Source organism: Hydrogenophaga sp. FW305-3-2-15-A-LB1 (assembly GCF_058787875.1).
In genome coordinates, this window is sequence record NZ_JBYTAE010000117.1 from 1 (window position 1) to 13,140 (window position 13,140).

Consider the following 13,140-nt stretch of genomic DNA (forward strand, 5'->3'; position numbering starts at 1 on the left):
GCCACCGTGCTGCTGCTGCGCGACAGCACCGACCCGGCCCGCCCCGGCATCGAGGTGCTGATGACCCGCCGCTCCATGACGGCGAGCTTCGCCCCCGGCGCCTACGTGTTCCCCGGCGGCGGCATCGACGCGGCCGACGCCCAGGCCCATGGCATCGCCACGCGCCGCCCCACGCAGAGCGACCTGCACCTCACGCAGGCGATCGCCGCCATCCGCGAAAGCTACGAGGAACTCGGCGTGTTGCTCGCGCACCGGGCCGACGGCTCGCCGGTGGACGACGGCGACATCGCCACGCTGGACCGCAAGGCCCCGTTCGCCGCGCAATGCCAGGCCCGGGGCCTGACGCTGGACGGCGCGGGCGTGTTCGTGCTCGCGCACTGGATCACCGACCGCGACCTGCCACGTCGCTTCGACGTGCCCTTCCTCGTGGCCCGCATGCCCGCTGGCCAACAGCCGGTGGCCGACGAGGCCGAGCAGTTCGAGCCGTGCTGGGTGCGCCCGGCCGACGCGCTGGAGCGCCACAAGGCGGGCAGCTTCTTCATCATCTTCCCGACCATCCGCACGCTGGAGCGCCTGCAGGCCTACCCCAACGTGCAGGCTGTGCTGGACGCCTGCGCGCGCAACGACGAGCCGCTGTGGACCAGTTGCCCGCGCGCCGGCCTGGTGCGGGGCGCCGAAGAGCGTTACATGGAACACGAGTCCCCGTTCGGCGAGCTCGCCATGGTGTGCCCCGACGGACAGATGGTGCACAGCCTGGACTGGCAGAACGAACAGCCGGTGTCCTTGCTGAAGAACGTGCAACGCCTCACCGCGCCCAACCCCGGTTTCATGACCGGCCCGGGCACCAACAGCTACATCGTGGGCGACCCGGCCAGCGGCCACATCGTGATCGACCCGGGCCCGGACGAGCCGGCCCACATCGAGCGCCTGTGGCGCGCGGCGGGCGGGCGCATCCAGGCCATCGTCTGCACCCACTCGCACCCCGACCACTCGCCCGGCGCGCCGCGCCTGCAGGCGCTGTGCACGGCGGCCGGCCTGGAGAAGCCGCCCATCCTCGGCCTGCCCAGCGCCCCCACCTCGCGCGAAAACAGCCGCTTCACGCCCGAGCGCACGCTGGCCGACGGCGAGCAGCTCGTGCTGCTGGGCCAGGCCGGCGATGCCACGGTGTCGCACACGCTGGAGGTGGTGCACACCCCAGGCCACGCGGCCAACCACCTGTGCCTGGCGCTGGTGGAAGACGGCCTGCTGTTCACCGGCGACCACATCCTCAACGGCAGCACCACCGTGATCGACCCGCCCGACGGCAACATGGGCGCTTACCTCGATTCATTGGACAAGCTGGATGCGCTGTGCGAGCGCCACGGCATCGAGTTCCTGCTGCCCGCGCACGGCTACGTGCTGGGCGACCTGCGGCGCACGGCCGACAACCCCAGCGCCCCGCTGCATGGCGGCGCGCGCGCCGCCATCGCCCACCTCAAGGCGCACCGCCTTGCCCGCGAGGCCAAGGTGGCGCGGGCCATGCAGGCCGTGCCCGAGGGCAGCATGGACGACTGGGTGAAGCTCGCCTACGACGACGTGCCCGACCGCCTGTGGCCGGTGGCCAAGCGCTCGCTGATGGCGCACGTGGAGCGCATCCAGAGCCTGGGCGGTTTCAACCTCTGAAGACGCCGGAGGCCACCATGCCGAAGTCCGCCAACCGGTACTCGCGTTTCGCCAAGGCCGCCGCGCGCTTCAGCGGCCGCCCGCGCGTCTTCACCCTGGCGGTCGCGCTCATCGTGGTGTGGCTGGTCACGGGACCGCTGTTCGGCTTCAGCGACACCTGGCAGCTGGTGATCAACACCGGCACCACCATCATCACCTTCCTGATGGTGTTCCTGATCCAGAACACGCAGAACCGCGACACGGAGGCCATCCAGGTCAAGCTGGACGAACTCATCCGCGCCACCCAGGGTGCGCACACCGCCCTGCTGGACCTCGAAGAGCTGGAAGAGGAAGAGCTCGACGCCTTCCGCCAGAAGTACGAGGACCTGGCCGCCCAGGCGCGGGCGCGGCTCAAGGGCGGCGGCACGGACACCGACATTCCCGAGGCCTGAGCGCGCCCGGCCTCAGTCCGCCGCGACCCACACGCCGTTGCGCGCCTTGAGCACGAAACGGGCGCGGTGGTCGTAACCGTAGTGGTCGGCGGCGCTGTACTTCAGCACCCCCTGCGGCACCACCACCTCGCCGGTGTTCTCGATGGCCTTCTTCAAGGCCTGCCGGAACTCCACGGTGCCCGGCTTCGCCTGTTTTAGCGCCACCGGGATCGCCTTGTCGAGCAGCAGCTTGGCACCCCAGATGTTGGCCGCGAACTGGTTGTAGCTGCCGGCCCCGAACTTGGCTTCGTACAGCTTCACGAAATCGAGCGCGACCGGCTTGGACGGGTGGCTGTCGGGCAGCTGGTCGGCGCCCACGGCAGGGCCCGACAGCCCCAACGTGCCCTCCACGTCCTTGCCGCCCATGCGCAGCAGGTCGGGCGCCACCGCGCTGAAGGTCTGGTAGATGCGGCCCTTGTAGTTGCGATCGACCAGCGCCTTCTGCGGCATCACCGCGCCGCTGCCCGAGGCCACCACCAGCATGGCGTCGGGGTTGGGCGAGAGCACCTTGAGCGCCTGCGCGGTCACCGAAGCGTCGGCGCGGCCGAAGCGCTCCACGCTCACCAGCTTGAGCCCGGCCTCGTTGCCGTAGCGCGTCATCTCGCGCAGCCAGGATTCGCCGTACGCGTCCGAGTAGCCCAGGAAACCGAAGGTCTTCGCGCCGCTCTTCTTCATGTGCTCGATGGTGCCCTGCGCCATCAGCGAGATGCTCTGCGGCAGGCGGTAGGTCCATTGGCCGCGCTCCTCGGGCAGGTCGATCGGGGCCGCCGCGAGCTGCACGGTCTGCGACTCGCTCGCGACCTGGGCGATGGCGATGGCAGGCGGGCTGGCGGTGGAGCCGATGATCAGGTCCACCTTTTCCTCGGTGACCAGGCGGTGCGCATTGCGCGCGGCGTTGGTCGGATCGGTGGCGTCATCGAGCACCACGTAGCGGATCTTCTCGCCCGCGATCTCGGTCGGGAACAGCTGGATCGTGTTGCGCGGCGCGATGCCCAGCGCCGCCGCCGGCCCGGTGATGGAAAAGCTGGCGCCGATCACGATCTCGGCCTGGGCCGTGGCTCCGCTCAGGGCCAGGGTGGTGAGCGCGGCCAGGCGCAGGAATGGCTTCATCTTGTTGTCTCCTTCGGGTGGTGAATCGGTGATCGGCGCTCAGGCCACGGACTGCAGTGGAATCACGGCCGGGGTGGCGGCGGCCTCTTCGTCGTGCAGGCGCTTGATCAGCCAGCGGAACTGGTTGAGCGCCGCGTCGGCCGCGATCGGCTGCATGGGGCTGGGCGGCGTGCGGCGGATCAGGCGCTGCTGCGCTTCGATGATGCGGCGGTCCTCCTCGAAGGCCGTGCACAGGCTCTGGTAGATCGACTCGGTGATGGTCGCGTCGTCGAGCCGGAACTTGTGCGCCTGCATGAAGAAGTAGTGGGTGGTGGTGTCGGTCTCCGGCGTCAGCGCCTGGCAGCTGTGGAACTGCAGGGCCCCGGTCATGTCGTCGTCGGGCGTCTCGGCGGGCTTCACGCTGGCGGCCATCAGCAGGATGCCGGGCACGAGGTAGTCGTAGCTGAAGCGCCGGTTGACCTTGCCGGTGAAGCCGCCCAGGCGGGCGTGGTACGGCGCCGGCACGGTGTTGTTCACGTCGCGCGTCACGCGCACGCCGCGCTCCAGGCGTTCGATCACGGGGCGCACCTCGGCGATGTTGGGCGAACCGCCCAGGGTCTTCTCGTGCACGTAGGACAGGTGCGAGAAGTCCAGCAGGTTGTCGGAGATCAGCTGGTAATCGGCGTCGTAGTGCAGGTAGCCCGGCTTCATGCGCCACTCGGGGTGGTTGAGCGAGTACGCATCGGGGATCAGCGCCGGGTCGGCCCGCTCGGGGTCGCCCATCCAGATCCACAGCCAGCGCCCGCGCTGCACCATGGGGTAGCTCTTCACGCACAGCTTGGGCGGGATGCGGTCCTGGCCCGGGATCTCGGTGCACTGGCCCGTGGCGTCGAACTTGAGGCCGTGGTACATGCAGCGCACGCTGTCGCCCTCGCGCCGCCCCAGGTTCAGCGGCGCGTGCCGGTGCGGGCACTTGTTGTCCAGCGCCACCGGCGTGCCGTCGGTCAGGCGGTAGATCAGGATGGACTGGTTGAGGATGCCGCGTTCGAGCAGCGTGTCGGCCAGCACCTCGTGGTCCCAGGCCGCGACGTACCAGCAATTCTTGACGAACATGTCTTTGTCTCCGTGCTTGCCGGCGGCATCGTGGGCTGCCGGTCTGGGAACGGAATCTAGGGCGGCGGGCCCCGACCATCAATACACTACGCCGATACCCACTATCTGCCGGAGCGATGATGGACTTCGACCTCAACCTGCTGCGCGTGCTGGTCAGCCTGGACGAGACGCGCAACGTCACCCGCGCCGCCCAGCAGCTGGGCATGAGCCAGTCGGGCTTCAGCACCGCCCTGAACCGGCTGCGCCTGCAGTTCGAGGACACGCTGTTCGTGCGCACCTCCAAAGGCATGGAGCCGACGCCGCGCGCCCGCGAGATGGCGGGTACGGCGCGCGCGGTGCTCGGCCAGGTTCGCACCGGCATCCTGGCCGACCCGCAGTTCGACCCGGCCACCACGCAGACCGAGTTCCGCCTGGTCATGGCCGACGTGGCCGAGATCGTGTTCCTGCCCCGCCTGATCCGCCACCTGGCGGTGCATGCGCCGCACGCCTCCGTGCGCTGCTTCCCCCTGCCCAGCTCGCAGCTGGAGGCCGCGATGGAGGCGGGCGAGGCCGACCTGGCCATGGGCTACTTCCCGGATCTGAGCAAGCAGGTGTTCTTCCACCAGCGGCTGTACATGCACACCTTCGCCTGCGTGATGCGCGCCGACCACCCGTTCGCGCAGACCCGGCTGAGCCTGAAGGACTTCGAGTCGCTGGACCACGCGCTGGTGAGCTCGCCCGCGCGCAGCACCGACCTGGTGGACCGCTTCATCGAACGCAAGGGCATCCACCGCCACGTGGTGCTGCGCACGCCGCATTACATGAGCCTGGCGGCGGTGATCGCCGAATCGGAGCTGGTGGCCACGGTGCCGCTGGCCGCCGGCATGAGCGTGGCGCGCAGCGGCGCGATCCGCCTGGTGCGCCCGCCTTTCGACCCGCCGCGCTTTGCCGTGCAGCAGCACTGGCACCGCCTGTACCGCCACGACACGCGCAACCAGTGGCTGCGCGCGCAGGTGTCGCAGCTGTTCAACGAACAGTCGGACGAGTGGCGCGCGGTGGAGCAGTCGATGTATGGCGGAGAAACGATCCGGCGCCGGGCCGCCCCAAGCCGGATCAGCCCCCCTGGGGGGCAGCGACCCGCGCAGCGGCGGAGCGTGGGGGCCAATAAAGTGTGAAGCGCACCGATAAGCCGGATTCTGTGCGGCGGGGTTGCCCCCACCGTGACCGCCATTCATCTGGGCCGGGGATCACTCCCCGGCTCGGTGCCACCTACCCGCCAGCTCCGCGGAACCACGTCAACGCTGGCCTATTTGGTGTTGCTGCGCGTAGAGATTGCCCGTTTCACCCGAACTGAATCGGCTCGTCTCTGTTGCTCTGATCCTCACCTTAGGGCCCATCGAGCGAGCTCGATGGGCTTGTCGGCGGAGAGGTGTTACCTCCTACGCTGTCCTGTGCAGTCCGGACGTTCCTCCAGCACACCCTTTCGGGATGTCGTGCCAGCGGCGGTCTGGTGCGCTTCACGCGGCGATTATCGCCTGCTCAAACGAGGCGCTCGATCTTGCGATGCCGCCACACCAGCCGGTAATACGCGGTCTGCATCACCAGCATGGCCACGTACGCCACCGGGAACGCGACCCACACGCCGGGCAGGCCCATCTTCGCGTCGAGCACGTAGGCCGCCGGCAGCTGGATCGCCAGGATGCAGAAGACCGAGATGGCCATGGGCACCATCACCACGCCGCTGGCGCGCATGAGGCCACCCACCACCGCCTGGAAGCCGAACACCAGGATGCTCCACAGCATGATGTGCAGCAGGTGCTCGGCCTGCGCGCGCACCTCGGGCTGCGTGAGGAACAGACCCATCAGCTTGTGCGAGAGCGCGTAGCCCAGCAGCACCAGGGCGCCGGTGAGCACGGCGTTGAGCCACAGGCCGGTGCGCAGGATCGCGCCCAGGCGGTCGACCCGGCCCGCGCCGATGGACTGCGCCGCCAGGATGGATGCGGTGATCGCGATGGACAGCGCGGGGAACTGCACGTAGTTCACCACCTGCGTGACCGCGCCGTAGGCCGCCGTGGCCTGCGAGCCGTGGCCGTTCACCAGCGCGAGGATCACGAGTTCGGAGACCGAGATCACCACCATCTGCAGCCCGGTCGGGATGCCGATGCGCATCACCTTGGCCAGGATGTCGCGGTCCAGCCGCAGCGCGCCGATCAGCTCGCGATCGACGGCCAGCACGTGGTGCTTGCGGCCCAGGCGCCACGCCAGGAAACCCAGCGCCGCCGCGTAGGACACCAGCCCCGCGTAGGCCGCGCTCTGGATGCCCAGGCGCGGCAGCCCCAGCCAGCCCTGGATCAGTGCCGGCGTGAGCAGCAGGCCCAGCGCGGTCGACAGCAGCAGGGCGATCAGGGGCGAGACCGTGTCGCTCACGCCGCGCAGCAACTGCGTGAACAGGATGAAGACCAGCAGCAGCGGCATGATGAGCAGCATCACCCGCGCGTAGGCCACCGCGTCGTCGAGCACGTCCACCGGCGTGCCCAGGGCCTGCAGCGCCGGCCGCGCGAACACCACGCCCAGCACGGCGGCGACCAGACCGATCAGGGCGCCCAGCACCAGCGCCGTGCCCGCGATGGCCTTGACCTTGTGTGGCTCGCGCGCGCCCCAGGCCTGGCCGATGAGCACCGAGGCGCCCGCGCCGATGCCGATCACCAGCGAGATGAAGAAGAACACGATCGGGAACATGCCCGAGACCGCCGCCAGCGCGTGCGTGCCCAGCATCTGGCCGATGAAAATGCCGTTGAGCGTGCCCGACAGCCCTTGCAGGATGTTGGACAGCACCATGGGCACGAGGAAAACGAGGTAGACGCGCCAGAGCGGGCCTTGGGGAGCGTTGGGCATGGAGGGCTTCTTGTTGTCTTGTTGAAAAGGGATCAGGCGGATGGTGCCGCCGTTTCGGGCGCGAACGCGTCGCGCGCGAGCCAGGCCAGGTGCGCCTGCACGTCCGCCGGCCAGCCGGCGATGCAGCGCGCGAAGGCCTCGGCGTCGTGGGCAAACAGCGCGCGCGAGGCTTCTTCGAACCCCTCGAAGCCCCCCGCGATGGCGCTCATGAAGCGGTAGGCGCGCTCCTTGGCCTGGCGCCAGCCGTCGCGATCGGCGTGGGTGCGGCGCGCTTCCTCGACCAGGCGCCGCAGGGCCGCCGACGCGCCACCGGGCTGCTGCGCCAGCCACTCCCAGTGGCGTGGCAGCAGCGTCACCTCGCGCGCCACCACGCCCATGCGCGGTCGGCCCACCTGGGGGGCGGCGGCGGGTGCCGCGCGGCGCGCGTCATCGGCGGGCGGTGCCGGGTGGCCGGACGGCCAGGGGTGATCGACCTGCGCCGCGGTGGCGTCGTCGAACACCAGCAAGCCGCCCGCCGAGAGGTCGAGCGTGGCGAGGGCCCGTGCCACCTCGTCGTAAGTGCCGAAGGCCACCCGTTTCGAGCCGATGAAGGCGGTGCAGGTGGGAAGGGTTGTGTCGTTCATGCGCTGCATTGTACCCGGGTTTAATAATTTCACCCGGATTATTTTGATGGCGGCGCATTGACGACAATACGGGGGCTTCGTCTTCTGCTTGATCAACACAAGCCCCACGACACATGATCCGCCTCTCCGAACTCAAACTGCCGCTGGCCGCCGTGCCGGCCGAACACCGCCGCGCCGCCGACGCCCCGACCGAAACCGAGGTCGACCGGCAGCCCCCGCCGCATCCCATCGACGCCCTGACCGCCCTGGCCGCCACCGCGCTGGGCATCGAGGCCGCGCAGATCGCCCACCTGGACGTGTTCAAGCGCAGCTTCGATGCGCGCAAGGCCGACCTGCTCGCGGTCTACATCGTCGACGTGGCGCTGGCCGACCCGGGGCAGGAAGCCGCCCTGCTCGCGGCGCACGCGGGCAAGCCCCACATCCAGCCCACGCCCGACATGGCCTGGCACGCCCCAGGCCACGCACCGGCGCATTGGCCCAGCGACGAGCGCGAGCGCCCGGTGGTGGTGGGCCTGGGGCCCTGCGGCCTGTTCACGGCGCTGGCGCTGGCGCAGATGGGACTGCGGCCCATCGTGCTCGAGCGCGGCAAGCCGGTGCGCGAGCGCACCAAGGACACCTGGGGCCTGTGGCGCAAGCACGTGCTCAACCCCGAGAGCAACGTGCAGTACGGCGAGGGCGGTGCCGGCCTGTTTTCCGACGGCAAGCTCTACAGCCAGATCAAGGACCCGCGCTTCCTCGGCCGCAAGGTCATGCACGAGTTCGTGGAGGCCGGCGCGCCGCCCGAAATCCTTTACACCGCGCACCCGCACATCGGCACCTTCAAGCTGGTGCGCGTGGTGGAGGCCATGCGCGAGAAGATCGTCGCGCTGGGCGGCGAGATCCGCTTCCAACACCAGGTCTGCGGCATCGGCCTGGCCCAGGCCGGCGAAGAAGGCCAGCGCATCGACCGCCTGCAGGTGCGGCGCCTGGACAGCGGCGACACCATCGACATGCCGGTGCGGCGCGTGGTGCTCGCCCTGGGCCACAGTTCGCGCGACACCTTCGCCCTGCTGTGGGATGCGGGCGTGTTCATGGAGGCCAAACCGTTCTCCATCGGCTTTCGCATCGAGCACCCGCAAGGCGTGATCGACCGCGCGCGCTGGGGCCGCCACGCCGGCCACCCGCTGCTGGGTGCAGCCGACTACAAGCTGGTGCACCACGCGAAGAACGGCCGCGCGGTCTACAGCTTCTGCATGTGCCCGGGCGGCACCGTGGTGGCCGCCACCTCCGAACCCGGGCGCGTGGTCACCAACGGCATGAGCCAGTATTCGCGCAACGAGCGCAACGCCAACGCGGGCCTGGTGGTGGGCATCGAACCCAGCGACTTTCCGCAGGCGTTGGCGCAAGACCTGCCGCTGTGGACCGCCGCCTTCGGCGAGACCGACGGCGCGCGCTACACCGAGCAGGCCCGCGCGCTCGCAGCGCAAGGCCGCACGCACCCGCTGGCCGGCATCGTGCTGCAGCGCGAACTCGAAGCCCGCGCCTACCAATTGGGCGGGGCCAACTACGAAGCCCCCGGCCAGCTGGTGGGCGACTTCCTGAAGCAGACGCCTTCGAGCGCGCTGGGCGAGGTGGAGCCCTCGTACCGGCCCGGCGTGAAGCTCGGCGATCTGGCCCCTGCCCTGCCCGCCTACGCCATCGAGGCCATGCGTGAGGCGCTGCCGGTGTTCGGCCGCAAGATGCGCGGCTACGACATGCCCGACGCCGTGCTGACCGGTGTCGAAACCCGCACCTCGTCGCCGCTGCGCCTCGCGCGCGGCGACGACTGCCAGAGCCTGAACACGCGCGGCCTGTACCCGGCCGGCGAAGGCGCGGGTTATGCCGGCGGCATTCTCTCGGCCGGTGTGGACGGCCTGCGGGTGGCCGAGGCGCTCGCGCGAGACCTGCTCGGCGAGGCCGCCCCGGCAGCCCTCAGGGCCGCTTGAGGAAGTCCACCGCCAGCGCGGCCAGCGAACGGGCGCCCACCGGCAGCTGGGCCTCGTCGAGGTCGAACAGCGGCGAGTGGTTGGACGGCGCCTTGGCGAAGTCCTGCCCCTTCTGCGGCGCGCCCAGGAAATAGAAGAAGCCGGGCACCACCTTCTGGAACTCCGAGAAGTCTTCCGAGCCGCTCACCTTGGGGATCAGCATGACCTTGCCACCCAGGGCTTCGCGCAGCGCCGGCAGCGAGGCTTCGGTGAGCTTGGCGGGGTTGGTGGTGACCGGGTAGGCCACCGGGCCGAAGCTCACGCGCGCCTTGGCGCCGCTGGAAGCCGCGATCGACTCGGCGGTCGCCACGATGCGCTTCTTCGCGTCCTCGCGCATCTCCTCGTCGAAGGTGCGCAGCGTGCCCATCATCTCCACGCTGTCGGGAATGATGTTGTAGCGCGTGCCACCCTGGATGGAGCCGATGGTGATGACCGCCGGCTCCTTGCTGATGTTGAGCTGGCGGCTCACGATGGTCTGCAGACCCAGCACCACCTGGCTCGACGCCACGACCGGATCGACCGCGGCCCAGGGCGACGACCCATGGCCGCCGCGCCCGTCCACGTGGATGGTCAGCGCGTCCGAACCGGCCATCAGCGGGCCGCTGCGGTAGCCCACCACACCCGAGGGCAGGTTGGACGTGATGTGCAGGCCGTAGATGGCCTGCACGTCCTTCAAGGCCCCGGCTTCGATCATGGCCTTGGCGCCGAAGCTGGGCACCTTGCCGCTGGCATCCGCCACCACGGGCGCGCCCTCCTCGGCCGGCTGGAAAATGAACTTCACCGTGCCCGGCAACTGCGCGCGCAGGCCCGCCAGCGCCTCGGCCGCGCCCATCAGCATGGCCACGTGGGCGTCGTGCCCGCAGGCGTGCATCACCGACACTTCCTTGCCGAGGTAAGTGGCCTTCTGCTTCGAGGCGAACGCCAAGCCGGTCTTCTCTTCCACCGGCAGCGCGTCCATGTCGGCGCGCAGCGCCACCACCTTGCCCGGCAGACCACCGCGCAAGGTGCCCACCACGCCGGTGCCGCCCACGCCGGTCTGCACCTCCATGCCCAGCTTGCGCAGGTGCTCGGCCACCAGCTTGGCGGTGCGCACTTCCTGGCCCGAGAGCTCGGGATGTTCATGGATGTCGCGGCGCCACGCCACCATCTTGGGCGCGAGCGCGTCCACCGCCGTCTCGATCTGCTTGAAACCGGCGGCATCGAGCGCCTGGGCCGCCACCGGCGTGGTCAGCCAAAAACCACCGCTGGCCGCGAGTGCCGCCACGAGCGAGGACGTTGAGAGGGACAAGCGCATCAGAAGTACCCCTGGGGGAAGTGAATGAGACGTCCATGCTAAGAGCGCGCTTCCCTCGGTAGGAAGCTAATATCGCCATTCAGGAAGCCGATACCGCCATGCCCGCCCAGCCCCCTTTTGTCGTCGAGATCGCCGTGTTGCCTGAAAGCGCCATGGGCCACGCCCTGGCGCTGGTGGAATTGCTGCGCACCGCCAACCTGATGGCGGGCCTGCGCCTGGGCGCCCGGGCACCGCGCCTGGCCTGGCGCTTCGTCGATGCCCTGGGCCAGCCGCTGCGCGCCGAAGAAGGGCTGCTGCAGGCGCTCGCGCTCGAAGGCCAGGGCGGCGACAGCCCTGCGGCAGCGCTGTTCATCGCGCCCCTGCACCTGGCCGACATTCCCACGCTTCGCCAGGCCGTGCAGCGCCACGCGGCGCTCGCGCGCCGGGCCGCGCTGATGGTGGACACGGGCCGCCGGGTGTGCACGCTGGGCAATGGCGCCTGGTTCGCCGCGCACAGCGGGCGGCTGGACGGGCGCCGCCTCGCGCTCGCGTGGTACTACGTCGCCGGCCTGCGCCGCGACTTTCCCACCCTGACGCCCGAGGCCGGGCAAGGTTTCTGCGAGGACGGCCCCTGGCTCAGCGCCGCCTACCCCGCCGACCTGGGCCCGCTCGCCATCGCGCTGGCGCAGCACGCCCTGGGCACCGAACCGGCCGCGGCCCTGGCGGCGGTGCTGCAACCCGATCGCGACCGCGAACTCGCCGCCGCGCAGGCCTCGCACGCCATTCCGAACACCCGCGACAGCACACTGGCACGCGCCCTCGCCTGGATGGAGCAGCGCGTGGAGCAACCCTACGACCTGGCGGCGCTGGCGACCGCCGCCGCGGTCAGCGCCCGCACCCTGCTGCGCCACTTCCAACAGGAGCTGGGCCATTCGCCGCTGGACCACCTGCACGGCCTGCGCTGCGCCCGGGCGCGCGTGCTGCTCGAGATCACGCTGGAGAGCGTGCCCACGGTGGCGCTGGCCTGCGGCTACACCGACCCGGCGGCATTCCGCCGCGTCTTCGCGCGCCACACCGGGCTCACCCCCACCGCCTACCGGCAACGGCATGCCCTGCGCGCGCCACGCCGTCGCTGGCGGGTGGACACCGGTGCCAGCGTGGACACCGCGCTCTCGGCCCTGCGATCGGCGGCAAAAAAGCCGGGAACCCCGTAGAACGACACGAATCTTTACAGCATGGGCATCCGGGCTTGACACAAGCGGTGCATGCTTCAGGCTACCCCCATAAGGAGTTCTCCATGAAAACCCCCGTTCTGATTCCCGTGATGACCGGCTTGCTCGCCCTGGCCGGCAGCGGCGTGGCGCACGCTCAGGATGAACAAGGCCGCGTGGTCAGCAGCACCCCCGTCATCCAGCAGGTGGCCGTGCCGCGCGAGGTCTGCAGCGACCAGCAGGTGACCTACCAGGGCCAGAAATCCGGCGCCGGCGCGCTGATCGGCGGCATCGCCGGCGGTGCGATGGGCAATGCGATCGGCGACGGCGGTGGCCGTGCCGCTGCCACCGTGATCGGCCTGATCGGCGGCGCCATGCTGGGCAACCGCATCGAAGGCCCGAGCCAGCCCTACACCGAAACCTACCGCCAGTGCGGCACGCAGACCTTCTACGAAAACCGCACCGTGGCCTACGACGTGGTCTACGAGTACGCCGGCCGCCAGTACCGCACGCAGATGCCGCAGGACCCGGGCCGCTTCGTGCGCCTGAACGTCACACCGGCCGACGCCATGCCGCCGCCTCCGCCGCCCGTGGTCTACCCCTCCTACCAGCCCCAGACCCAGTACGTGGAGCCGTCCACCCGCATCACGATCGGCACCACCTACTACCCCGCCTACCCGGGCAACCGCTGGGGCCCGGGCCACCCGTACCCGCGCCACGACGGCTACTACAACCGCCGCGACAACGACCGCTGGGAACGCAACCGCTGAACCCGGCCCCAACAAAAAAAAGCGACCTCAGGGTCGCGTTTTTTTTGGGCGG

At 70.0% G+C, this 13,140-nt stretch carries 11 protein-coding genes and 1 other RNA gene; 6 read left to right on the top strand and 6 right to left on the bottom strand.

Going from position 1 to position 13,140, the window contains the following annotated elements; all coding sequences use genetic code 11:
- Both AC3WPZ_RS25830 and AC3WPZ_RS25835 read left to right on the top strand, forming a co-directional pair.
- The coding region (locus tag AC3WPZ_RS25830) for an MBL fold metallo-hydrolase (protein ID WP_492442244.1) at positions 1 to 1,662 on the top strand (1,662 nt) is incomplete at its 5' end.
- 17 nt (positions 1,663 to 1,679) lie between these two features.
- Positions 1,680 to 2,093 (top strand): low affinity iron permease family protein, encoded by a 414-nt coding sequence (locus tag AC3WPZ_RS25835; RefSeq protein ID WP_382321768.1) that lies wholly within the window; start codon positions 1,680 to 1,682, stop codon positions 2,091 to 2,093.
- Positions 2,094 to 2,105: 12 nt separating this feature from the next.
- Here the strand turns inward: AC3WPZ_RS25835 and AC3WPZ_RS25840 are convergent, their stop codons facing one another.
- Both AC3WPZ_RS25840 and AC3WPZ_RS25845 read right to left on the bottom strand, forming a co-directional pair.
- Positions 2,106 to 3,242: an ABC transporter substrate-binding protein gene (locus tag AC3WPZ_RS25840; protein WP_492442246.1), complete on the bottom strand. Its 1,137-nt coding sequence runs from the start codon at positions 3,240 to 3,242 to the stop codon at positions 2,106 to 2,108.
- A 39-nt stretch (positions 3,243 to 3,281) separates the two neighbouring features.
- Positions 3,282 to 4,334 carry an aromatic ring-hydroxylating dioxygenase subunit alpha gene (locus AC3WPZ_RS25845; protein ID WP_444687347.1) on the bottom strand — a complete coding sequence of 351 codons (1,053 nt, stop codon included), beginning with the start codon at positions 4,332 to 4,334 and terminating at the stop codon, positions 3,282 to 3,284.
- Between the two features lie 116 nt (positions 4,335 to 4,450).
- Between AC3WPZ_RS25845 and AC3WPZ_RS25850 the strand changes: the two genes are divergently transcribed.
- Positions 4,451 to 5,488 carry a LysR family transcriptional regulator gene (locus AC3WPZ_RS25850; RefSeq protein WP_382321777.1) on the top strand — a complete coding sequence of 346 codons (1,038 nt, stop codon included), beginning with the start codon at positions 4,451 to 4,453 and terminating at the stop codon, positions 5,486 to 5,488.
- Here the strand turns inward: AC3WPZ_RS25850 and rnpB are convergent.
- The 3 genes from rnpB to AC3WPZ_RS25865 form a co-directional block, all read right to left on the bottom strand.
- An RNA gene (gene rnpB / locus AC3WPZ_RS25855) (RNase P RNA component class A) lies at positions 5,483 to 5,832 on the bottom strand. The genes AC3WPZ_RS25850 and rnpB overlap by 6 nt on opposite strands.
- A gap of 20 nt (positions 5,833 to 5,852) precedes the next feature.
- Positions 5,853 to 7,208 carry an MATE family efflux transporter gene (locus tag AC3WPZ_RS25860; RefSeq protein WP_382321780.1) on the bottom strand — a complete coding sequence of 452 codons (1,356 nt, stop codon included), beginning with the start codon at positions 7,206 to 7,208 and terminating at the stop codon, positions 5,853 to 5,855.
- Positions 7,209 to 7,240: 32 nt separating this feature from the next.
- Positions 7,241 to 7,831 carry a DUF2239 family protein gene (locus AC3WPZ_RS25865; protein ID WP_382321782.1) on the bottom strand — a complete coding sequence of 197 codons (591 nt, stop codon included), beginning with the start codon at positions 7,829 to 7,831 and terminating at the stop codon, positions 7,241 to 7,243.
- Positions 7,832 to 7,944: 113 nt separating this feature from the next.
- Between AC3WPZ_RS25865 and AC3WPZ_RS25870 the strand changes: the two genes are divergently transcribed.
- On the top strand, positions 7,945 to 9,795 hold the full coding sequence (locus AC3WPZ_RS25870; RefSeq protein WP_382321785.1) for an NAD(P)/FAD-dependent oxidoreductase: 1,851 nt from the start codon (positions 7,945 to 7,947) through the stop codon (positions 9,793 to 9,795).
- Here the strand turns inward: AC3WPZ_RS25870 and AC3WPZ_RS25875 are convergent.
- A complete protein-coding gene (locus AC3WPZ_RS25875) occupies positions 9,782 to 11,128 on the bottom strand; it encodes an amidohydrolase (RefSeq protein WP_382328268.1) in 1,347 nt (448 codons plus the stop codon). The genes AC3WPZ_RS25870 and AC3WPZ_RS25875 overlap by 14 nt on opposite strands.
- Before the next feature lie 98 nt (positions 11,129 to 11,226).
- Between AC3WPZ_RS25875 and AC3WPZ_RS25880 the strand changes: the two genes are divergently transcribed.
- Together AC3WPZ_RS25880 and AC3WPZ_RS25885 are read left to right on the top strand one after the other, a co-directional pair.
- The gene (locus AC3WPZ_RS25880) at positions 11,227 to 12,321 is read left to right on the top strand and encodes a GlxA family transcriptional regulator (protein WP_382321788.1); all 1,095 of its coding nucleotides are present in this window, start codon (positions 11,227 to 11,229) and stop codon (positions 12,319 to 12,321) included.
- 83 nt (positions 12,322 to 12,404) lie between these two features.
- Positions 12,405 to 13,088 carry a glycine zipper 2TM domain-containing protein gene (locus tag AC3WPZ_RS25885; protein WP_291117898.1) on the top strand — a complete coding sequence of 228 codons (684 nt, stop codon included), beginning with the start codon at positions 12,405 to 12,407 and terminating at the stop codon, positions 13,086 to 13,088.
- The last annotated feature ends 52 nt before the right edge of the window (positions 13,089 to 13,140 follow it).